19 protein-coding genes are annotated in these 22051 nt (G+C 65.5%); 13 read left to right on the forward strand and 6 right to left on the reverse strand.

Annotated elements, in window-relative coordinates; translation table 11 throughout:
• Window positions 1-15: 15 nt before the first annotated feature.
• Together H7692_RS00865 and H7692_RS00870 are read right to left on the reverse strand one after the other, a co-directional pair.
• On the reverse strand, window positions 16-1299 hold the full coding sequence (locus H7692_RS00865; RefSeq protein ID WP_227339619.1) for a metal-dependent hydrolase family protein: 1284 nt from the start codon (window positions 1297-1299) through the stop codon (window positions 16-18).
• Window positions 1272-2174: a neutral zinc metallopeptidase gene (locus H7692_RS00870; RefSeq protein WP_222136246.1), complete on the reverse strand. Its 903-nt coding sequence runs from the start codon at window positions 2172-2174 to the stop codon at window positions 1272-1274. The genes H7692_RS00865 and H7692_RS00870 overlap by 28 nt, the downstream gene beginning before the upstream one ends.
• A 118-nt stretch (window positions 2175-2292) precedes the next feature.
• On the opposite strand from H7692_RS00870, the gene H7692_RS00875 reads away from it, so the two are divergent.
• The 6 genes from H7692_RS00875 (at window position 2293) to H7692_RS00900 (ending at window position 7770) form a co-directional block, all read left to right on the forward strand.
• On the forward strand, window positions 2293-3477 hold the full coding sequence (locus tag H7692_RS00875) for a patatin-like phospholipase family protein (protein WP_222136245.1): 1185 nt from the start codon (window positions 2293-2295) through the stop codon (window positions 3475-3477).
• Between the two features lie 3 nt (window positions 3478-3480).
• Window positions 3481-4266 carry a 3-hydroxybutyrate dehydrogenase gene (locus H7692_RS00880; protein WP_201925023.1) on the forward strand — a complete coding sequence of 262 codons (786 nt, stop codon included), beginning with the start codon at window positions 3481-3483 and terminating at the stop codon, window positions 4264-4266.
• A 72-nt stretch (window positions 4267-4338) separates the two neighbouring features.
• Window positions 4339-4989: a DUF4893 domain-containing protein gene (locus H7692_RS00885; protein WP_227339620.1), complete on the forward strand. Its 651-nt coding sequence runs from the start codon at window positions 4339-4341 to the stop codon at window positions 4987-4989.
• 21 nt (window positions 4990-5010) lie between these two features.
• Entirely contained in the window at window positions 5011-6324 is a 1314-nt protein-coding gene (locus tag H7692_RS00890) for an amidohydrolase (RefSeq protein WP_227339621.1), read from the forward strand.
• 208 nt (window positions 6325-6532) lie between these two features.
• Window positions 6533-6712, forward strand: coding sequence for a DUF465 domain-containing protein (locus H7692_RS00895; RefSeq protein WP_227339622.1), 180 nt, complete (start codon window positions 6533-6535; stop codon window positions 6710-6712).
• Between the two features lie 71 nt (window positions 6713-6783).
• On the forward strand, window positions 6784-7770 hold the full coding sequence (locus H7692_RS00900) for a TerC family protein (protein WP_227339623.1): 987 nt from the start codon (window positions 6784-6786) through the stop codon (window positions 7768-7770).
• A 34-nt stretch (window positions 7771-7804) separates the two neighbouring features.
• Here H7692_RS00900 and H7692_RS00905 read toward each other — a convergent pair whose 3' ends face one another.
• Together H7692_RS00905 and H7692_RS00910 are read right to left on the reverse strand one after the other, a co-directional pair.
• Complete coding sequence (locus tag H7692_RS00905) at window positions 7805-8104, reverse strand: WYL domain-containing protein (protein WP_227339624.1); 300 nt, start codon at window positions 8102-8104, stop codon at window positions 7805-7807.
• Window positions 8105-8326: 222 nt separating this feature from the next.
• Window positions 8327-9919: an isocitrate lyase gene (locus H7692_RS00910; protein ID WP_227339625.1), complete on the reverse strand. Its 1593-nt coding sequence runs from the start codon at window positions 9917-9919 to the stop codon at window positions 8327-8329.
• A gap of 140 nt (window positions 9920-10059) precedes the next feature.
• Between H7692_RS00910 and H7692_RS00915 the strand changes: the two genes are divergently transcribed.
• The 3 genes from H7692_RS00915 (at window position 10060) to H7692_RS00925 (ending at window position 13740) form a co-directional block, all read left to right on the forward strand.
• The gene (locus H7692_RS00915) at window positions 10060-11448 is read left to right on the forward strand and encodes a helix-turn-helix domain-containing protein (protein ID WP_227339626.1); all 1389 of its coding nucleotides are present in this window, start codon (window positions 10060-10062) and stop codon (window positions 11446-11448) included.
• A gap of 99 nt (window positions 11449-11547) precedes the next feature.
• Window positions 11548-12816, forward strand: coding sequence for an HD-GYP domain-containing protein (locus H7692_RS00920; protein WP_227339627.1), 1269 nt, complete (start codon window positions 11548-11550; stop codon window positions 12814-12816).
• A 108-nt stretch (window positions 12817-12924) separates the two neighbouring features.
• A complete protein-coding gene (locus tag H7692_RS00925; RefSeq protein WP_227339628.1) occupies window positions 12925-13740 on the forward strand; it encodes a universal stress protein in 816 nt (271 codons plus the stop codon).
• Here H7692_RS00925 and H7692_RS00930 read toward each other — a convergent pair.
• Window positions 13737-14786 (reverse strand): mannose-1-phosphate guanylyltransferase, encoded by a 1050-nt coding sequence (locus H7692_RS00930; RefSeq protein WP_319796402.1) that lies wholly within the window; start codon window positions 14784-14786, stop codon window positions 13737-13739. The genes H7692_RS00925 and H7692_RS00930 overlap by 4 nt on opposite strands.
• 142 nt (window positions 14787-14928) lie before the next feature.
• Between H7692_RS00930 and H7692_RS00935 the strand changes: the two genes are divergently transcribed.
• Genes H7692_RS00935 through H7692_RS00950 form a run of 4 tightly spaced genes read left to right on the forward strand, consistent with a single transcriptional unit; the run spans window position 14929 to window position 21665 of the window.
• The gene (locus H7692_RS00935) at window positions 14929-16317 is read left to right on the forward strand and encodes a TIGR03013 family XrtA/PEP-CTERM system glycosyltransferase (protein ID WP_227339630.1); all 1389 of its coding nucleotides are present in this window, start codon (window positions 14929-14931) and stop codon (window positions 16315-16317) included.
• Window positions 16318-16319: 2 nt separating this feature from the next.
• Complete coding sequence (gene prsK / locus H7692_RS00940) at window positions 16320-18440, forward strand: XrtA/PEP-CTERM system histidine kinase PrsK (protein ID WP_227339631.1); 2121 nt, start codon at window positions 16320-16322, stop codon at window positions 18438-18440.
• Window positions 18437-19822, forward strand: coding sequence for a PEP-CTERM-box response regulator transcription factor (gene prsR / locus H7692_RS00945; RefSeq protein ID WP_201925046.1), 1386 nt, complete (start codon window positions 18437-18439; stop codon window positions 19820-19822). The genes prsK and prsR overlap by 4 nt, the downstream gene beginning before the upstream one ends.
• Before the next feature lie 22 nt (window positions 19823-19844).
• Window positions 19845-21665, forward strand: a complete 1821-nt coding sequence (locus tag H7692_RS00950; protein WP_227339632.1) for a tetratricopeptide repeat protein — start codon at window positions 19845-19847, stop codon at window positions 21663-21665.
• 15 nt (window positions 21666-21680) lie between these two features.
• Here H7692_RS00950 and H7692_RS00955 read toward each other — a convergent pair whose 3' ends face one another.
• Window positions 21681-22028, reverse strand: a complete 348-nt coding sequence (locus H7692_RS00955; RefSeq protein ID WP_201925050.1) for a GntR family transcriptional regulator — start codon at window positions 22026-22028, stop codon at window positions 21681-21683.
• Window positions 22029-22051: the final 23 nt, after the last annotated feature.

A 22051-nucleotide genomic window follows, 5' to 3' on the forward strand; every position in this document is an offset into this window, starting at 1 on the left:
CTGGTGCAACCCCCTTCAGCGAACGAGCTTGCCGCCCTTCATCACATGGTCGATCGCCTCGAGCGCGCCGATATCGGCGAGCGGATCGGCCTTGACCGCCACCATGTCGGCGTAGCGGCCGGGAACGATCGCGCCCACGTCGCTGCGCCCCATTTCCTCGGCCGCGCGGCCGGTCGCCGACCGGATCGCCTGCATCGGCGTCATCCCGTGGCGCACCATATATTTGAACTGCCGCGCGTTGAGGCCGTAGGGATAGACGCCGGCATCGGTCGCGTAACCGATGTTGACGCCCAGCTCGACCGCCCGGCGGAACACCGCGCGCTGCGCCTCGGTCGTTTCGCGATTCTTGCGCAAATATTCCTCGGGCCAGCCTTCCTTTGTACCCTCGGCATCGATGAAGTCGCCGTTGTAAATGTCCATCGCCAGCCAGGTGCCGTGCTTTTTCGCCATCTGGAGCGCTTCTTCGTCTGCGAGGCTCGCATGCTCGATGCTGTCGACCCCGGCGCGGATCGCATTCTTCATTCCTTCGGCGCCGTGCGCGTGCGCGGTGACTTTTTTCCCGCGCGCATGGGCGACCTTCACCACCGCACGCAGCTGATCTTCGGTGAGTTCGGGCGCCCCCGGCTCGGTGCCGATTGCCAGCACCGCGCCGGTGGCGATCGTCTTGATGAAGTCGGCGCCATGATCGAGCAGATAGGCGGCTTTGGCGGCAGCCTCTTCGGGAGTCGAGGCGACGCCGAGGCGCAGGTCGGGCGGAAGCTGGTCGTTGGGCATCACGCCGTTGAGTTCGCCGCCGCCGCCGGGGACCGTGATATAGGCGCCCGCAACCCACATGCGCGGCCCCGGCACGTCGCCGCGCTCGATCGCGTTACGCAGCACGACATCGGTGAGGCCGCGATAGGTGCCGACGTCGCGGACGCTGGTGAAACCGGCGTCGAGCGTGACGCGTGCATTGCGCGCGCCGACGAGCGCGGTTTCGGCGGGCGAGGACTTGATCGGAGCGGCGAGATCGGCACTTTGGCCAAGGTCGGCAAGGTGGGTGTGGAGATCGATAAGCCCCGGCAGCACGGTGAACCCCGACCAGTCGAGCCGGGTCGCGCCTTCGGGCGTCGCGCCGCAGGGAGCGACGGCGACGATCCGTTCATATTCGACCGTGATGCACTGGCCCGTGCGGACATTGTCGGACTGGCCGTCGATCAGGCGGCCGGCCTCGATGTAAAGCGTTTGCGCGTTCGTCGCCGATGCGGTGAAAGCCGCGACCAGCGCCCCTGCTAAAGCGCAGCGTTGAAGGTGTCGCATTGTTGTGGATCGCCCGTCTGGAGGCCGCGGCGCAGCCAGGTCATGCGCTGCTCGCTCGTGCCGTGAGTAAAGCTTTCGGGAACGGGCCGCTGGCCCGCCGAGCGCATCAGCGTATCGTCGCCGATGGCGTTGGCGGCGCGCATCGCTTCCTCCATATCGCCCGGTTCCATCACCGGCTGACCTGCGCTGTTGCGCGCGCGCGCTGCCCAGACGCCGGCGTAGCAGTCGGCCTGGAGTTCCATGCGGACCTGCAGCGCATTGCCCTCTGCCTGCGAGCTGCGCGCCTGCGCACGCCGCACCTGCTCCGACGTTCCGGTGATTGTCTGGATATGGTGCCCGACCTCGTGCGCGACGACATAGGCCTGCGCCGCGTCGCCCGCGGCGCCGAACCGGCCTTCGAGTTCACGGAAAAAGCTGGTGTCGAGATAGACGCCCTGATCTGCGGGGCAATAAAATGGTCCCATCGCCGCCTGTGCTGCGCCGCACGCCGAGCGGTTCTGGTCGGTAAAGAAGTTGAGCGTCGGTCGTCTGTAACCGCCGACGAGGTCGCCCCACACTTGATGCGTCGATCCGAAGACATTGCAGGCAAAACGTTCAGCCGCCGTGTCGCAGGCGACCGCCTGGCCGCCGCGACTGTCGGCCATCGGATCGGCGGTCCCGCCCCCCATGCTCAACATGTTAGCGCCGGGACCGAGCAGGAAAAACGCTGCCGCGCCTAGGATCAGGATCGTCCCGCACCCCATTTTGCGCCCAAGCAGCATTGGAAGGAAGGCGAACAGCAGATTGCCGAGCCCACCGCCGCCGCCGCCGAATCCGCCGCCGCCGCGCCCAAGGTCGCGGATGTCGTCGCCGGGGTCATAATCGTCGAGGCGCATCGCCTATCTCCAGCTTTCTGCCCACTTGTTCCAATTGTTACAGCCGAAACCGGCAATTGGAAGGGTTTTGCACCTTCGCCCGCTTGCAATCGTGCGTGCTGCGGTGCAACAATTGCCAATGCCCCGCCGCGCCGTCCATGCTGCCCTGCCGCTTCCCGATCTTGTCGTGCTCGTCTTGCAGGGCGGCGGCGCACTGGGCGCCTATCAGGCCGGCGTTTACGAGGCACTGATCGATCTGGGCATCGAGCTCGACTGGGTGGCGGGGATTTCGATAGGCGCGATCAACGCTGCGATCATTGCGGGCAATCCGCGCGACGAAGCGGTCGGAAAGATGCGCAACTTCTGGGACGGCGTGTCGTCGGCGCTCCCCGCGTTGCCGGTAGTCGACAACGACCTTGCCCGCGAATGGATGCATCTTGCCGCCGCCGGACAAGTCGCGGCTTTCGGCGTTCCCGGTTTCTTCGCACCGCGCTGGCCGCCGCCAGGCTTTGCCGAACCGCAGACGCCCGCAGCCGTCAGCCTTTATGACACGGCGCCGCTAGCGGCGACGCTCGACCGGCTCGTCGACTGGGATCGGGTGAACGGCGGCAGCGTGCGCCTGTCGGTCGGGGCGGTTGCGGTCGAAACCGGCAACTTTCGCTATTTCGACACGCGCACCGACCGCATCGACGCGCGGCATATCCTCGCGTCGGGAGCGCTTCCGCCGGGGTTGCCGCCGGTCGAGATCGACGGCGTCTGGTACTGGGACGGCGGACTCGTGTCGAACACCCCGCTCGAACATGTCGTCGAGTCGGCGAAGCAGGATATGCTGGTGTTTCAGGTCGACCTCTTCCCCGCGCGCGGCGAGCGGCCGCACGATCTGGAGGAAGCCTGGTCGCGCGAGAAGGATATCCGCTATTCGAGCCGCACGCGGCGCATCTCCGACGGGCTCGTCCGACGCCGCAAGGAGCATCAACTCGTCGACCGCATGTTGAGCAAGCTCCCCGACGAATTGCTCGATCTCCCCGAGGTCAAGGCGGTGCGGCGCATGGTTGATTGCCATGCGCTCAATGTGGTTCAGCTGATACACCAGCCGCCGACATGGCAGACCGGCGCGCGCGATTTCGAATTTTCGCGGTCGACGATGGAGACCAATTGGGCTCTCGGCCGCGCGGCGGTCGAAGCGGCGATGAAGGACGGACATTTGCTAGCGCAAAGTATCGTCGAGGGGCGTTCGGAGGCCTTTGCCGTCCAATCGAACGCCTTGCGACCCAAGGTTGTGCCCGACGCTCCAGATGAAACTCCCCCACAGAAAGGAAGCTGACCCATGCATCTCAAAGGCAAGACCGCACTCGTCACCGGATCGACATCGGGCATCGGGCTCGGGATCGCGAAGGCGCTCGCGGCCGAAGGCGCGTCGCTGATCATCAACGGGTTCGGCGACGCGGGCGCAATCGAGGCCGAGCGGGCCGGGCTCGAAGCGTTGAGCGGAGCAAAGGCCGCCTATGACGACGCCGACCTGACCAAGCCCGAAGCCATCGCGGACATGTTCGCGCGCGCCGACACCGAGATGGGCGGCGTCGACATCCTCGTCAACAATGCGGGAACGCAGTTCGTGTCGCCGGTCGAGGAGTTCCCGGTCGAAAAATGGGACCTTATCCTCGCGCTCAACCTGAGCTCGGCCTTTCATACGATGCGTCTCGCGATTCCGGGGATGCGCAAGAAGGGGTGGGGACGGATCATCGGCACCGCGTCGGCGCACTCGCTCGTCGCATCGCCGTTCAAATCGGCCTATGTTGCGGCCAAGCACGGACTCGCCGGGTTGACCAAGGCGGTCGCGCTCGAGGTGGCGGATGCTGGTATCACGGTTAATTGCGTCAGCCCTGGCTATGTTTGGACGCCGCTCGTCGAAAACCAGATTCCCGACACAATGAAGGCGCGCGGGATGACGCGCGAACAGGTGATCAACGACGTGCTGCTCGCCGGTCAGCCGACCAAGCAGTTCGTGACCGTAGAGCAGGTGGCGGCGTTCGTTCTGTTCCTGACGCGCGACGAAGCGGCGAATGTCACCGGGGCCAATCTGAGCGTCGATGGCGGGTGGACCGCGCAATAGACCCGACATTCGGTTGAGCATTCTCCTTCGCTCTCTTATGGTTAAGCGATAACCGGTCAGGAGAGGCGGAGAATGAAGGGTCGCGCTATATTAGTTTCATTGCTTGTCGCAGGAGTAGCGCTCGGCGGGTGCCGTCCGGTGCCCGCCAGTCCGGTGCCCGCTGCCGACCTTCCGCCGCCGGAGGCCGACGGCAGTTGGCGTGCGACGGCGACAGATCAGGACCGCGAGCGTATCCGCAACTGGTATGCAAGCTGGACCGCCGCGCTCGCCGACGCGCGCGCAAAGGGGCAGGGGGCGGCCATCGAACGCGAGGGCGCGTTGCTTGCACCATTGGCGGCGCTTCCCAATCCGCACTTGCCCGCCGGCGATTACCGGTGCCGAACCGTCAAGGTCGGGGCGAAGGGGCGCGGGACGCTAGGATTCGTTGCCTATGGCTGGTTCCGGTGCCGCATCGCCGCCGAGCAGGGGCTTTACAGCCTGACCAAGACTTCGGGATCGCAGCGCCCGGTCGGATTGATCTTTCCCGACAATCTGAAGCGCCAGATATTTCTCGGCACTCTGGTTCTCGGCGACGAGAAAATGCCCGTCAGTTACGGGATCGACCGGATGCGCGATATGGCGGGCCTTGTCGAACGGATCGGCGAGAATCGCTGGCGCGTGGTTCTGCCTGCGCCGGCCTATGAATCGCTGCTCGACGTGATCGAACTGGTACCGGAAAGCTAAAGCGGGGGAATGGACATGAATATGAAGCTGACGGCCGTCGCGGCCCTTGCGATCATCTTGCCGATGCCGGTCGCGGCGCAGGATATCGCCGCCGAAGTCGGCAAGCAGATGCCGTCGTTGATGAAGGTCTATGACGATTTTCACGCCAATCCCGAACTGAGTTTCATGGAAGTGCGCTCGGCCGGCATTCTTGCGGCCGAAGCGCGCGGGTTGGGATTCAGCGTTGCCGAGAAGGTCGGCGGAACGGGTATCGTCGCGGTGATGGAAAACGGCCCCGGTCCGATCGTGCTCGTCCGCGCCGATATGGACGCGCTTCCGGTCACCGAGCAGACGGGCCTCCCCGGCGCCTCCAAGGTGCGGGTGACGACCAAGGAGGGCGTCGAAACGGGCGTGATGCACGCCTGCGGTCACGACACCCATATGACCGCGTGGGTCGGCGTTGCGCGTCTGATGGCGGCACACAAGGATCGATGGTCGGGCACGCTGGTCATGATCGGTCAGCCTGCAGAGGAACGCGGCGCGGGTGCCCGAATGATGCTGGAGGACGGCCTCTATACGCGCTTTCCGAAGCCCGATTACGCGCTGGCCTTTCACGACGCCGCGCAGTTTCCTGCGGGAATGATCGGCTACACGCCGGGCTATGCGCTCGCCAATGTCGACAGCGTCGATATATTGGTGAAGGGCGTCGGCGGGCACGGCGCCTATCCGCAAACCACCAAAGACCCGATCGTCCTGGCAAGCCGGATCGTCACGGCCTTGCAGACGCTCGTCGCGCGTGAGGTAAGCCCGCTCGACAGCGCCGTGGTGACCGTCGGAAGCTTTCACGCGGGCGCCAAGCACAACATCATACCCGACGAGGCACGGCTGCAACTGACCGTTCGCAGCTATACCGATGAGGTGCGCACCCATTTGCTCGACGGCATCGCACGAATTGCCAAGGGCGAAGCGATCGCTGCGGGGCTTCCCGACGACAAGATGCCCGACGTGACGGTCGACCGGAACGAGTTCACGCCATCGACCTACAACACGCCCGAATTGACGCGCGACATGGCCGAATTTTTGACGGGCCGGTTCGGGGCGGCGCGCGTTCATCAATTGCCGCCGGTCATGGGCGGTGAGGACTTCGGTCGCTTTTCGCGCGACGACAAGGATATTCAAAGCCTGATCTTCTGGGTCGGCGGCGTCCCGCAGGCCGAGTTCGATGCGGCGAAGAAGGAGGGCCGAACCCTGCCGAGCCTTCACTCGCCTTTCTGGGCGCCCGACGCGCATGCGGTTGTTTCGACCGCGACCGAGGCGCTCACGGCAATGGCGATGAAATTGATGCCGAAGGGATGATCGAGGCGGCGAGCGGGCTCTTGCACCGGGCATCCCGGCGCCCTAAATAGCCGCTATGCGGGCCGGGCCCCTCTGGCGTCGGCGGGTTTATCCCGCCGCGTGATGTCGGACCGCATCGGGTGACACCGATGCTCTGGCCCTTCCTCCCCCCTGATCAGGGTAAGGCGTCGGCGTCACCTGTTTTGAGTACGCTCAATCAGGAGGCCATATGTCTTTGAATCCCCATATTTATCACCTGTCCGCGTTGCACCGCCGTCTGGACGAGGCAGTCCGCCGGGAAGCGCGGCGACGCGGCGGCGATCCGTTCCGGCTGTTGCGGCTCAAGAAGCTGAAGCTCGCAGTGCGCGACCGCCTTTCGGCGATTATGCGCCGGCGGGCGCTCAGCTGATACCGACCATCTGGATAGTATCGGGCGCGCCTACTCCGGCTGGCGCGCCCTTTCATTCGTTAGGGAAAATCATGGATTTCATTTCCGCTGACTGGTTGGGTACACCGGTCTGGTTCTGGCTTGTCTTTCTGACGCTGGTCACCGCGCTCACCGCCTTTGACCTTGGCGTCTTGAACAAGAAAAACAAGGAGATGGGGATTGGAGAGAGCCTGAAGCTCTCTGTCCTCTATATCGGCGTTGCGCTCGCCTTCGGTCTCTGGATCTGGGCCGAGAAGGGCGGCGATGCAGGCCTGCAATATTATACAGGCTTTTTCATCGAAAAGGCGTTGTCCATCGACAATATCTTCGTGATTTCGTTGATTTTTAAAGCCTTCGCCATTCCGTCGCGCTTTCAGTATCGCGCCTTGCTATGGGGCATTGTCGCAGTGATCGTGCTGCGCGGCTTGATGATCGCGGGCGGGGTTGCGCTCATCAGCGAATATGACTGGCTGCTCTATATTTTTGCCGGCTTCCTCATCCTTACCGGAATCAAGATGATGTTCGCGGACGAAAAGCCAATGGATGTCGCCGGCAATCCGGTCGTCAAATGGCTGTCGCGTCAGGTGCCGATCACCCATGAACTTCATGGCGAAAAATTCTTCGTTCGCGTGCCCGACGGCCGGACGGGAAAACTCGCTCTCGCTGCCACGCCGTTGTTTCTTGCCCTCGTCGTCATCAATCTGGCCGATCTGGTGTTCGCGGTCGACAGCGTGCCGGCAATCCTCGCAATCACTACCGATAGCTTCATCGTTTATACGTCGAATATCATGGCAATCTTGGGGTTGCGCGCGCTCTATTTCGCGTTGGCCGCGATGGTCCATCGCTTCCATTATCTGAAATATGCATTGGCCCTGGTTCTGGTGTTCATCGGATCGAAGATATTCGTCGCCGATTTCCTGCTCGACGGAGGAAAATTTCCGCCGTGGATCAGTCTGGCGATTACCTTCGGCCTGATCGCAGGCGGCGTCCTCTGGTCGTTGATCAAGACCCGCGGTCAGGACGTCGCAGCTTCGGCCTGAACCGGCGCGCGGGCGGCCGGATCCGCCCGCGACGTCAAACGGCGAGCAGAAGCGTGTCGTCGGCGCGTGGCGGCGCGGCTTCAAACGAGGGAAGCGGCTCGAAACTTTCTTCGCCGATCTCGGGCGCGCCGAGGCCGTCGAGCTTGAAGTGGCCGAGGCGGCGCTCGTCATCCGAACGCCATGTCTTGCCGAGGTTCAGCGCGCTGACAAACAGATCGCCGTGGCGTTCGAACAATTGGTGCGGGGCAAGCGTCATGCGCGCGCCGTTGTAATTTGCGGTAATTGTGCGTCGGCGCGCAATCGCTTCCATCATGGTCAGCCGGGTATCGGTCATAAGTCTCTTGCTCTGGGGAGAGTGTTGTGCGTTGCAACATAATGCCCGCGCTTGATGTCGCAGACAAGGGGAAACGGTGTCAGGGTCTGGTACAGGACTGCGCGGCAAGAAAAAATGTCCGCCGAAAGCCCGAGGGCTCTCGACGGACAGGCTTTCCTCCCCAGGAAAGATGGGTAGGCGCGGGGCGGGTCGCAGGCCCCGCGCCAAGCTGGATGCGCCGTATCAGGCGGCGAACTGGTTCATCGTATTGTCTTTGCCCGCCGCTTTGAGCGCGGCTTCGCCGGCGAAATATTCCTTGTGGTCGTCGCCGATGTCGCTGCCGCTCATGTTCTGATGCTTCACGCAGGCGATGCCCTGACGGATTTCGGCGCGCTGGACGTTCTTGACATATCCGAGCATCGCTTCGTCGCCGAAATATTCCTTCGCCAGATTGTCGGTCGACAGCGCTGCGGTATGATAGGTCGGCAGGGTGATCAGGTGGTGGAAGATGCCGGCGCGCTTCGCCGCGTCGCGCTGGAAGCTGCGTATGCGGTTGTCGGCTTCGACCGCGAGTTCGGTGCCGTCATAATCGACGCTCATTAGTTTGGCGCGGTCATAGGCACTGACATCCTTGCCTTCCTTCTCCCAGGCGTCGAATACCTGCTGGCGGAAATTGAGCGTCCAGTTGAAGCTCGGCGAATTATTATAGGCGAGTTTCGCATTGGGGACGACCTCGCGGATGCGGTCGACCATGCCGGCAATCTGTTCGATGTGGGGCTTTTCGGTCTCGATCCAGATGAGGTCGGCGCCGTTCTGCAGCGAGGTGATGCAGTCGAGCACGCAGCGATCCTCGCCCGTTCCGGGAAGGAACTGGTAAAGGTTCGAAGGCAACCGCTTCGGGCGCATCAGCTTGCCGTCGCGGTTGATGAGGACGTCGCCGGGATTGCCCGCGCCGCTCACCTCTTCGCAGTCGAGGAAGCCGTTATACTGGTCTCCGAGGTCGCCCGGCCGGGTCGTGACGGCGATCTGCTTGGTCAGGCCTGCGCCCAGGCTGTCGGTACGCGCAACGACGATGCCGTCCTCGACGCCCATTTCCATGAAGGCATAGCGGAGCGCGCGGATTTTCTGCAGGAAATCCTCGTGCGGCACGGTGACCTTGCCGTCCTGGTGTCCGCACTGCTTTTCGTCCGAAACCTGGTTTTCGATCTGCAGCGCGCAGGCGCCCGCCTCGATCATCTTCTTGGCGAGCAGATAGGTCGCCTCGGCATTGCCGAAGCCCGCGTCGATGTCGGCGATGATCGGCACGACGTGGGTTTCATGATTGTCAATCGCGGCTTGGACCTGCTTGGCCTTGAGTTCGTCGCCCGCGGCGCGCGCGGCGTCGAGTTCGCGGAACAGCCCACCGAGTTCGCGGGCGTCGGCCTGGCGCAGGAAGGTGTAGATTTCCTCGATCAGCGCGGGGACGCTGGTTTTTTCGTGCATCGACTGATCGGGAAGCGGGCCGAATTCGCTGCGCAGGGCGGCGATCATCCAGCCGGAGAGATAGATGTAGCGGCGCTTGGTGGTGCCGAAATGCTTTTTTATCGCGATCATCTTTTGCTGCGCGATGAAGCCGTGCCAGCAACCGAGCGACTGGGTGTAGTTCGCCGGATCGGCGTCGTAGGCGGCCATGTCGGCGCGCATGATGCGCGCGGTGTAGCGCGCGATGTCGAGGCCGGTCTTGAACTTGTTCTGGGCGCGCATGCGAGCGACATTCTCGGCGCTGATGGCGTCCCAGCGTCCGTCCTGGTCGCGGATGAGGCGGCCTGCCTGCGCCATGTCTTCGGTGTAGCCCATGTCCTGTTCCTTCGTCTGGAGGAGATGAGCCGATGTTGCCGAAGGTGCCGCGCAAAGTGAAAAGCTTTGTCAATAAATCTTGTAAATATCGGCCGCAATGTGCAATATGCAGTGTAATTTAGTAAAGAAAGTTACACATCATGGCAGAGCGGCGGCTGTTTGCGGGACCGGCGGTACGGCGGCTGCGGCGCGACGCGGCGATGACGCAGGCGGCGATGGCCGAAGCGCTCGACATTTCGCCCAGCTATCTCAATTTGATCGAGAATGGCCAGCGCCCGTTGACCGCGACGGTGATGGTCAAGCTGGCCGAACGGTTCGATTTCGACGTCGCGTCGCTCGGCGGCGAGGAGGTGCCCGGCGGGCAGGCGGGGTTGCGGCGGCGCCTGGCCGACCCGCGCTTCGCCGACCTTGGCATCGGCGCGCAAGAGGTCGAGGAATGGTTGCAGGCGGCGCCGACGACGGCCGCTGCCTTTGCCCGCCTGTTCGACGCGGCACCCGAGCAGACGTCCGAAACACAAGCCGAGCCAGCCGAAGTTGCCGCGGTGCGCCGCGCGATCGAACAGTGGCGCAACCATTTCGCCGATCTCGACGCCCGCGCCGAGGAACTCGCCGACGAGCTGCGGCTTGCGGGCGGCGACCTGTATGGCACGATCGCCGAACGCCTGCGCACGCGGCACCAGCTGGGAATCCGCGTGCTTCCGAGCGACGTCATGCCCGACCGGCTGCGCTGGCTCGACTGGCACGCGCGGCAGTTGATGCTGAACGAACTGCTGCGCCCCGCATCGCGCACCTTCCAGGCGGCGGCGACGCTGGGGCAGATGGAGGCAAAGGACCAGATCGACGCGCTGGTCGCCGGCGCCGAGTTCGCCGAGACAGCGGCGGCCAAATTGTTCGAGCGCCACCTGATCCAATATTTCGCGGCGGCGCTGATGATGCCCTATGGCCGCTTCCTGCGCGCGTGCGATGCGACGGGATATGATCTGTTGCTGCTCCAGCGCCGCTTCGGCGCGGGGTTCGAGCAGGTGGCGCACCGCCTGACGACGCTGCAGCGCGTCGGCGCGCGCGGGCTGCCCTTTTTCATGCTGCGCATCGACCGCGCGGGGCAGGTGAGCAAACGCTATGCCGGGGCGAGCCAGTCGCCGCTGGTCGACGGCGACGGCCGCTGCCCGTTGTGGGCGATCCACGAGGCCTTTTCGCGTCCGGGCGAAGTTGTCGCCGACCTTGTCGAACTGGAGGACGGAACGCGCTGGTTCACCCAGAGCCGCACCGTCGCGGCGCCGGGATCGACCGGAACGAACACCCCCGCGCGCTTTGCGGTGTGCGTCGGCGTCGACGCGAAAGTGGCCGCCCCGCTCGTCGCCGCGCGCGGCATCGACCTGATGCGCCAACCGGCGACGCCGATCGGCCTCGGCTGCCGTCGATGCACGCGCAGCGGCTGCGTCCAGCGGTCGATGCCGCCGATCGGCCGGGCGCTGCGCTTTCGCGAAGGCGAGCGCGGCGTGAGCGCGTTCGATTTCGCCGGAGATTGAGGCGCGGGCAGCCCCGCGACGCCGCGATTTAATTTTCGCCCCGCCGCGCCGTAAGTCATTGACAGGCAGTCGATGCTGTCTGCGCGGGACCCTGTTTGAATGTTGCTTCGTATCAAACCCGAAGACGTCGAAATCGGCATGTATATTCACGCGTTCGAAGGACGGTGGATCGACCACCCGTTCTGGCGCAATCGCTTTCTGGTCGAAACGCCGGAACAACTCGCGCTCGTTCGTGGCGCCGAAGTCCCGCATCTGTTCGTCGATCGCGCGCGCAGCCGCCGCGCGACGATGGCCAACGCGGCCCATGGCGCAGGGCGAAGCAAATATCGCGCGTCCGACGAAAAAGACGGCCCGGTGTCGTCTGGCCTTCCCCCTGCCGATCCGCTGCCGACGCCCGACCGGATCAAGCCGCAGAAGCGCAGCAGCTACGCCCGCGAAAGGCGCCGTGCAGCGGCGCTTGTCGACAAGTCGAAACATGCGGTGTTCGACATGTTCGAGGAGGCGCGGCTGGGCCGCGCGGTCGAAGTCGCGCCGCTCGTCCCGCTGGCGCAGTCGATCGGCCAATCGATCGAGCGCGATTCAAAGGCGCTCATCAACCTCGTCCGGTTGAAGGAGAAGGACGAATATACCTATCTTCATTCGGTGGCCGTGTGCGCGCTGATGATGAATTTCGCGCGCCAGCTCGATCTGAGCGAATCCGAAGTGCGCGATCTGGGGGTCGCGGGGCTGCTTCACGATCTGGGCAAGATTGCCATCGCCGATGCGATATTGATGAAGCCGGGCGCGCTCGAACGGCACGAGCGCACCGTCGTCGAAAATCATCCGATGGCGGGGTTCGACCTGCTTGCCGCGTCGGCCGACATTCCCGAAGCGGCACTCGACGTTTGCCGCCACCACCATGAAAAGGTCGACGGCACCGGCTACCCCGACCGGCTGCGCGGCGACCAATTGTCGCTGTACGCGCGGATGGGGGCCATCTGCGACGTGTATGACGCCGTGACGTCGAACCGTCCCTACAAGCAAGCGTGGACGCCGTGCGAGGCGCTGACCGCGATGCAGAGCTGGGAAGGGCATATCGACCGCCAGTTGCTCGAACGCTTTGCCGACAGCCTGGGGATTTTCCCGGTCGGCACGCTCGTCCGCCTGTCGACGGGGTTGCTCGGCATCGTCATCGGCAGCGACGGCGAGTGCGCCGAAGATGTTGTCGTGCGGGCGTTTTTCGACTGCGACGCGCTCGACGAATTCCCGCCGTTCGACCAGTCGATTGCGCCATCGGCCGAACACCCGCGCATCGTCGGACGCGACAGCCCGACCTTCTGGCGCTTCGACAATTGGGATGCGACGCGCCACCGGATCCTGGGGTCCTGACCCTAGCAATACCTCGGCGATCCGAAAACGGGCCAATAGCCCGCAACTTGCACCCCAAGGCCTTTCTGGGCAGGTTGGGTATAGCGAGTCCCGGACAGGAGGCACTTGATGGCAAATCCCGTAATGGTGGCGACCGACCTTAGCGCGCGTGACGACAGGGCGGTGGACCGCGCGCTGATGCTGGCGCGGCAATGGGGCACGCGCACGGGTGTCATCCATGTTCCGCAATCGGGTGTCGGCAACGATACGCCGGTCGACTGGAGCGCCAAGGTTCGCGCCGCGCTTCCCGACCCGCAGGCCGACGTCGATATTATCCTGCCCGAAGGTTCGGCGCCGACCGCCATCGTCGCCGCCGCGCGCGAACGGGATGGCGCGGTCATCGTCACGGGAATCGCGCGGATGAACGATTTCTGCGACTATTTTCTGGGAACGACGGTGGACCATGTTTTGCGCCACACCGATTTGCCGGTGCTGGTCGTCAAGCAACGTCCGCATGCCGATTATGCGCGCATCATGGTTGCGACCGATTTTTCGCAGGGTTCGCGCGTCGCGCTGACGAAGGCTGCCGACCTTTTTCCAAACATTCCCATCGACCTGGTCCACGCATTTCATGTTCCGTATGAATCGCGTTTCACGTCGGACGATGTCCGTGCCGATGTGACCGCCGAGGAAAGCGAGGATATGGACAGCTTTGTCGCTCAGGAGGCGATAAGCGACGCGCTTCGCAAACGCATCGCGACGCATGTGATCGAAGGCGACACCAATGTCGCCATTGCCCGGGCCATCGAACGACTGCGACCCGACCTTTTCGTCGTCGGAACGCACGGCAAAAGCGGGTTTCGCCGCGCCACGATCGGCAGCAAGGCCGAAGCGCTGATCAAATGGGTTCCCGTCGATACGTTCGCGATACGCAGCGGGGGCTAGGTTCCGGACACGAGGCTTCGGTCGCGCGCCTTTGCGGCTTCGCGGACGTCCTGCGCGCGCGCGAGGGGGAGCACGAGGATATCGTCGCCGTCGACGATCACCGCGACATCCTCCATGCCCACGACCGACACGCGTTTTCCGTCGGCGCGCACCAAATTTCCGCTGCTGTCATGGAAAAAGGCGTCGCCATCGGCGACATTGCCCTTGCCGTCGCGGTCGGGCGCAAGCGCATGGACCGCCTGCCAACTGCCGAGATCGGACCAGCCCATCGCCACCGGCACAACCGCGACGCGATCATGCTTTTCCATCACGGCATAATCGATCGAATCCGAAGGCGCGCGGGCAAAGGCGATTTCATCGGCATAGAGCGCATCGCCATCGTGCATCCCCGCCGCCAGCGCCTCGACCGCGGCATCGAATATCGGGCGGCAATGGGTGAGCAACGCATCGCGCATCGCATCGGCGCGAAACAGGAAAATCCCCGCATTCCAGCTGAACCCTCCCGTCGCGAGCATCTGTTCGGCGGCATCCAACGGTGGCTTTTCGACGAAACGGTCGACGGCAAAGCCTTCTCCGTCCAATGGCGCGCCGCTCGCGATATAGCCATATCCGGTTTCGGGCCGGTCGGGCGCGATCCCGAAGGTGACAAGCCATCCCTGTTGCGCCAGCATGCTCGCCCTGGCAATCGCGGCGTGGAAGGCCGGAACATCGGCGATCAGATGGTCGCTGGGCATGACGAGCAGCAGGTCGCCGGCATCGGCCCCCGCCGCCGCGAGCGCGATGGCGCCCGCCGTGTTGCGCGCGACCGGTTCGACAAGGAGCCGCGCCTCGCGCCCGTCCAGCTGTTCGCGGACGAGCGCCACATGCGCCGCGCCGCACAATATCACCGGCGGCAGGAAATGCTGTCCGGCGGGCGTGCGCGCAAGCGTCTGGCGAAACAGGCTGTCGGGGCCGGCGAGCGGAAGAAACTGCTTGGCGCGCTCGCCCCGCGACGCGGGCCAAAGCCGGGTTCCGGCACCGCCGCACAGAATTACGGGCTGAATCATTGCGTTCATCCCGCAGGTCTATCGCACCGGGCGGAAAAGGCCATCGGCAATGCGGCCGGTTCGAAAATCGTGAGTGTAAAATTAACCGACACTTCACGCGTCGGCCGTAAAACCGCCCGCACGAAAGGGCGTCGCATTTCGCATGATCCGGCTGTTCAAACATTATGTCCCGCATGCGGTCGTCTGGCTCGCGCTGCTCGAACTTTTCGCGCTGCTCGCGTCGGCCGATTTCGCCTGGCGCATCTATGCGCATCAGGGCGGGTTCGATGCCGGAAGCTTCGCATCGCGCTGGCTGCCGCTGCTGACCTTTGCCGTCGCCAATTCGCTCGCGATGATGGCGACGGGAATGTACGGGACCGAGGCGCTGCGTTCGATGAAATTCGCGACCGCGCGGCTGTTCGCGGCGATCTCGCTCGGCGTCATCTTTCTCTCGGTGCTCGGCTTTATCGTGCCGGCCGCGACGTTGTGGCGCGTCAACAGCTTTTACGCGATGGCGCTGGCGATCGTCGCGCTGCTGTTCATCCGGTTGATCCTGACGCAGACCGCCGGGGCCGACGCGTTTCGCCGCCGTGTCCTGGTGCTCGGCGCCGGACCGCGCGCCGCGCGGTTGCAGGCGCTTGCCGACGCGCCGGGGAGCGGGCTGGTCGCCGCGGGATTCGTCGCGATGTCGGCGTCGGAATCGGCGGTCGATGGCGCGGTGCCGCGCGCCGACATCGCCAACCTCGCCGACCATGCCGTCGCGCTGGGGGTGGGCGAGGTGGTGCTGGCGATGGAAGAACGGCGCAACGCGCTGCCGCTTGGCGACCTGCTGCGCGTCAAGACGACGGGAATCCACGTCAACGACATTGCGAGCTTCATCGAGCGCGAAACGGGCCGCGTCGACCTTGCGACGACCAACCCCAGCGGGCTTATCTTTTCGGACGGCTTTTCGGCGGGGCAGCGGATTTCCAAGGTGGGGAAGCGAATATTCGACATCGCCGCGAGCCTGATGGTGCTCGTCCTCGGCCTGCCGCTCGTGCTGATCGCCGCGGTTGCGGTGAAGTGCGACAGCCGCGGGCCGATCTTTTATCGCCAGCCGCGCGTCGGCCTGTTCGGCGAACCCTATGATATCGTCAAGATCCGCTCGATGAGGACCGATGCCGAGGCGGCAGGCAAGGCGGTGTGGGCCAGCGAGAACGATCCGCGCGTCACCCGCGTCGGGCGCATCATCCGCAAGCTTCGCATCGACGAGCTGCCGCAGCTCTGGTGCGTGCTGAAGGGCGAGATGAGCTTTGTCGGGCCGCGGCCGGAGCGGCCGAGCTTTGTCGGCGATCTCGAACAGCAGCTGCCCTATTATGCCGAACGGCACATGGTGAAGCCCGGGCTGACCGGGTGGGCGCAGATCAACTATCCCTATGGCGCGTCGGTCGAGGACGCGCGCGTGAAGCTGGAATATGACCTCTATTACGCCAAGAATTATTCGCCCTTCCTCGACCTGTTGATCCTGTTGCAGACCGTGCGCGTCGTGCTGTGGCCCGAGGGGGTGCGCTGACCATGTCGCTGCTCGCGCAATTTTCGGAGATCTTGTCGGCCCTGGCGGCGGTCGGATTCATCGGCGCGACCTTGTGGCTGCTGTCGCGGCCGCGCCAGCGCCTCGCGGTGCTGATGCCGTCGCCGCGCTGGCTGATCCTGGCGGCTGCAGGGACGGCGGCGTGGTGTACGGCGCTCGCTACATGGCAGCCGGGGGCATCGCAGGTGCTGGTGATCCAGGCGCTTCGCGACCTCAGCTGGCTCGGCTGGCTCGCCGCGACATTCTGGTCGCCGCAAGCCCCGATGTCGCAACCGCTGCGGATGATCCTGCGCCTGCTCGTCACGATCGGCGCGATTGCGCTTGTGCTTGGCGGGGCGGCGCATCTGCGCAGCGGCGATGTCGCGGGCTGGATCGGGCCCTCGCTGGCGGTCGGCGCGATGATCGTCGCGATCGGGGGGCTGCTTATCACCGACGGCGGCGTCCGCCGCGCGGGGAGCGGGCTGCGCATGCCGGTGATGACGGTTGCGGGCGGTTTCGCGATGATCTGGGCCTATGAACTCAACGTGCAGCTGATCGGCGCGCTGACGGGAAAGCCGGCGTCGACGTTGATCCTGTTGCTGCCGGCGGTGGCGCTGCTCGTCCTGCCGACCTTTGTCGTCGCCGCGATGGATGTCGGACGCGAGCGCATTCGCCTGTCGCGCGCCGCGGCGATGCGCGCGATCCTGCTCGTCGGCGGCGCGGCCTATCTGACGCTGATCGGGCTCGCGGGGGCAGTCGCGCGCTTTGGCGGGGGCGATTATGGCGAGCTGGCGCAGGGCCTGTTCCTGATCGTCGCGCTCGGGCTGGGCGCGTTGCTGTTCCTGTCGGCGCGCGCGCGCGCGTGGCTGTCGGTGACGATCTCCAAGCATGTCTTCGAACATCGGTACGACTATCGCGCCGAGTGGATGCGCTTTACCGCGACGCTCGCGCAGAGCGACGAGGACAGCGAGGACGGGCGCGACCTGCACCGCCGCGTCGCGAAGGGGCTGGCCGAACTGACGGGGAGCCCCGGCGCGCTGCTGATGCTGCCCGACGCGGTCGGCGGATTCCGCATCGCCGATGCGTGGCGCTGGCCGGGCGGTCCCGACGCCGAGGTCGCGCCGCTGCCGCTGCGTTCGGCCTTCATGCTGCAGGAAACGCAGCATATCGTCGAACTCGACGCACAGCGCCGCGAAGGGGGCGAGGGGGACAGCGAGCTCGCGATGCCCGACTGGCTGCTCGCCGACCCGCGCGCGTGGGTGGTCGTCCCGGTGCTGCATTTCCAGCGAATGATCGCGGTGGTCGTGCTGCACCGCCCGCCCGTGTCGCGCGCACTCGACTGGGAAGACCTCGACGTGCTGCGGATCGCGGGGCGGCAGGCGGCGAGCTATCTTGCCGAGGCGCAAGGGCAGCAAGCGCTATCGGAGGCGAAACGGTTCGACGAGTTCAACCGGCGCTTTGCCTTCATCATGCACGACATCAAGAATCTGGCGAGCCAATTGGCGCTGCTCGCGCGCAATGCCGAGCGCCACGCCGAAAAGCCCGAGTTTCGCGCGGACATGATCGCGACGCTCAAAGGATCGGCGAGCCGCCTCAGCGACCTGCTCGCCCGCCTGTCGCCCCGCGAGCGCGGAAAGACGGCCGAGCCGGCGCGCGTCGTGGTCGAGCCGCTGATCAACGCCATCGTCGCCGCCACCAGGGCGCGGCGGACGCTTTTTGCCGGATGCCAGGCAGGGCTGGCGGCGTGGGGCGATGCGGCGTCGATCCGTCAGATACTGCAACATCTGGTCGACAATGCAATCGACGCATCCGAACCCGAAGCGCCGGTGCAACTGGTCGCCGTCGCCGAAAGCGGCCGCGTACGGATCGACGTCATCGACCAGGGCAAGGGCATGACCCGCGCCTTCGTCCGCAACGAGCTGTTCAAGCCCTTTGTATCGACCAAGGACGGCGGCTTCGGGCTTGGCGCGTTCGAGGCGCTGCAACTCGCGCAATCAATGGGCGGCAGGATCGATGTCGTCAGCGAGCCGGGCGCGGGAAGCAATTTTACGCTGTGGTTGCCGCTTGCGGAGAGCGAGCGCGGGCATGGCGCCGACGACTATCAGAGGAAGGCTGCGAACCAATGAGTGCCACCCCGCCCGAAGCGCGCAAATTGCTGGTCGTCGAGGACGACAGCGGTCTGCAGGCGCAGCTCAAATGGGCTTATGACGATTATCAGGTGCTGATCGCGGGCGACCACGACAGCGCGGTCGACCTGCTGCGCGCCGAGGAACCCGACGTCGTGACGCTCGATCTGGGGCTGCCGCCCGAACCCGACGGGACGCGCGAGGGATTTCGCGTCCTGAAGGCCATTTTGGATGCCAAGCCCGATACCAAGGTCATTGTCGTGTCGGGGCATGGCGAACGCGCAAGCGCGCTCGCCGCAATCGCGAGCGGGGCGTGGGATTTCTATCAGAAGCCGATCGATATCGAGGAACTGGGACTGATCGTCCGGCGTGCTTTTCACGTCCGCGATCTCGAGGTCGAGAACAGCCGCCTTTCCGAGCAGGGAGCGACCGACAACCGCGTGCTCGGGGGAATGATCACCGGCGCGCCGGAAATGGTGAAGGTCGCGCGCACCATCGAGCGCGTCGCCGATCTTGACGTGTCGGTGATGCTGCTCGGCGCGAGCGGTACCGGCAAGGAATTGCTGGCGCGCGGACTGCACGAGGCGAGCGCGCGGCGCGACGGTGCGTTCGTCGCGATCAATTGCGCCGCCATTCCCGAGAACCTGCTCGAAAGCGAGCTTTTCGGGCATGAAAAGGGCGCGTTCACCGGCGCGGTCAAGACGACCGAGGGCAAGATCGAACTCGCCCACGGCGGCACCCTGTTCCTCGACGAAGTCGGCGACATTCCGCTGCCGCTGCAGGTCAAATTGCTGCGCTTCCTTCAGGAGCGGACGATCGAACGCATCGGCGGACGCAAGGCAATCGCGGTCGATACGCGCATCGTGTGCGCGACGCACCGCGATCTCGACGCGATGATCGCCGACGGAAGCTTTCGCGACGATCTTTATTACCGGCTTGCCGAGATGGTGGTGAAGATCCCGACGCTCGCCGGGCGGCCCGGCGACGCGGTGCTTCTCGCGCGGCATTTCCTGCACCAATATGCCCCGACGATGAACCCGGCGGTGCGCGGTTTCGCGCCCGACGCGCTGCACGCAATCGACGAGGCGCGCTGGCCGGGCAATGTCCGCGAGCTTGAAAACCGGATCAAGCGCGCGGTCATCATGGCCGACGGCAAGCTGGTGACGAAAGGCGACCTCGACCTTGCCCGCGCCGCCAACGAGAACGAGGGCGACGAGGCGGCATGGCTGAACCTGCGCAGCGCGCGCGAGGCCGCCGACCGCGTCGCAATCCGCCGCGCGATGACGCAGAGCGAGGGCAATATCTCGTCGGCGGCAAAGCTGCTCGGCATCAGCCGTCCGACGCTGTACGACCTGCTCAAGCAGTATCGGATGCAAGCCTGACATGGGGCGATGCCGCGTCTGGTTGACCGCGCTGACAGCAGCAGCGGTTCTGGCCGGGTGCGGCGACAGCGCGCCGCATAATGCGCGTTCCGAATGGGAAGCGCGCCGCGCCGAACTGCAACGGGCGATCGCGCGCGACGCCGGTGCGATAGCGGAGCGCGTCGAGTTGGCGCGCGTCGCGACGAAGCTCGGCGACGGCGTCGCCGCCGAAGCCGCGATCAGGGGCGCCATCGACGCGGGCGGCAATCCCGCCGCGCTGCGTCCGATCCTGGCGCGTGCGCTTGCGATGCAGGGTAAAGGCGACGCGGCGCTGGCCATCCTGTCCGAGGGGCCGGTCATCGCCGCGATGGAAGGCGAGGCGGCGTGGGTCGCGGGCGACATCCATCGCGACCGGGGCGAGCTGGGGGATGCGCGCGACGCCTATGACCACGCGGTGCGGGCATTGCCGCGCAATGCCATGCTTTGGGTCGATATTGCGCGCTTCCGCGCGGCGAATGCCGACCTGCTCGGCGCCCGCGACGCTGTCGATTATGCGATCGAGCTTGACGAAACCAATGGCGCGGCGCTTGCCCTGAAGGCCGGCCTGGTCCGGAAGTCCGAGGGCCTGACGGCGGCGCTGCCCTGGTATGATGCGGCGCTCGACGTCGATCCCGGCAATGGCGATGCGTTGATCGCGCAGGCCGCGACGCTGGGCGATCTGGGCCAGTACAAGGCCATGCTCGCGGCACTGCGGCGCGCCGCAACGGTCGTGCCCGGCGATCCGCGTCTTTACTATCTGCAGGCGGTCGTCGCGGCGCGCGCGGGCAATTTCCCGCTCGCGCGCAGCCTGCTCCAACGCACGCGCGGGGCGATGGACGATGTACCGGGCTTCATGCTGCTCAGCGCGATCGTCGAACTCGAACTGGGCGGCGAGGCGGTTGCCGCGACCTGGGCCGAGCGATTGGTGTCCGGACAGCCGCACAATTTTACGGCACGGCGGATTCTGGCCGCGGCGAGCTGGGCCGACGGCGACAGCGCCGCGGCGGCCAAGGCGCTGGCCCCGATCGTCGCACGCGACGATGCCGACAGCTGGTCGTTGCTGCTCGCGGCGCGGATCGCCGCCGAGGGCGGGGCGGCGGAGCGGGGCGCAGCCTATGCCGCGCGCGCTGCAGCGCTGACGCGCGGCGACGCCGAACCTTTCGCCTTTGGCCAGAGCATCCTGCTGCGCAGCGCCGGCGACGCCGCACCGCTGAATCCCGCGCGCGCGATCCCGGCGATGGCGGCCGATCTGGCGCACGGCGACGCGGCGCGTGCAATCGAGCGGGCAGCGGCGCTGCGTGACGCAAATCCGGGGGTTGCCGAAGCGCATATCCTGCTGGGCGATGCTGCCTTTGCGGCGGGACGTTTCGGTCTTGCGGTCCAATCCTATCGCGCGGCGCGCAACCTCGACGCGAGCGAGCGGGCGGCGCTGCGGCTCGCCAATGCGCTCTATCGCGGGGGCGATGTTGCCGGTGCGCGCGCCGCCATCGGCGCGCTCGGCCGTAGCGATCCCGCCAGCATCGCGGCCGACCGCATCGCCGGGCACCTCGCGATCGACGGCCGCGAGTGGGACACGGCGATATGGCATTTTCATCGCGTCCGCGGGCGAATCGGCGACCGCGACGCGGTGGTGCTGCGCGAACTGGCGCGCGCCTATGCCGCAAAGGGCGACCGCGCACGCGCGCGGGCGTTCATCGACCGGGCCTATCGGCTCCAGCCGCTCAACGCGGCGATCATGGAGTTTTACGCCGACCTGCTCGAACGGGAGGGCGCCGCGCAGGCGGCGAGCGACCTGCGCGACAAAGCGGCGCAGATCGGGCGGTAATCGCGGCGGTGGAGGTCAGGCGTCGCTGAGGTCGAGAAGGGTGCGGGCGTCGAGGCCGATTCGCCGCATCTGCTCGGCGACGGGGGGCCAGACGTTGGTCAGGAAATCCTCGCGCATCAGCGCGCGCAGCCGGTCGGTGGCCCCTTCGGCCACGAACATGCCGACGCCGCGCTTCACCGTCACCAGTCCTTCGTCCTGGAAGGTCTGATAGGCCTTTGCCACGGTCAGCGGGTTCGCGCCCTCTTCGGCTGCGAGCGTGCGGACCGAGGGCAGCATGTCACCGTCGCGGTAGCGTCCGTCGAGAATGGCGCTGGCGATAACATCGCGGAGACGCTGATAGACGGGCTTGGATTGATCGAGCATGCCGCCTTAATGCCATAAGACAG

Origin of the sequence: Sphingopyxis sp. P8, assembly GCF_020622175.1 — a bacterium.
Taxonomy (GTDB): Bacteria; Pseudomonadota; Alphaproteobacteria; order Sphingomonadales; family Sphingomonadaceae; genus Sphingopyxis; species Sphingopyxis jiangsuensis.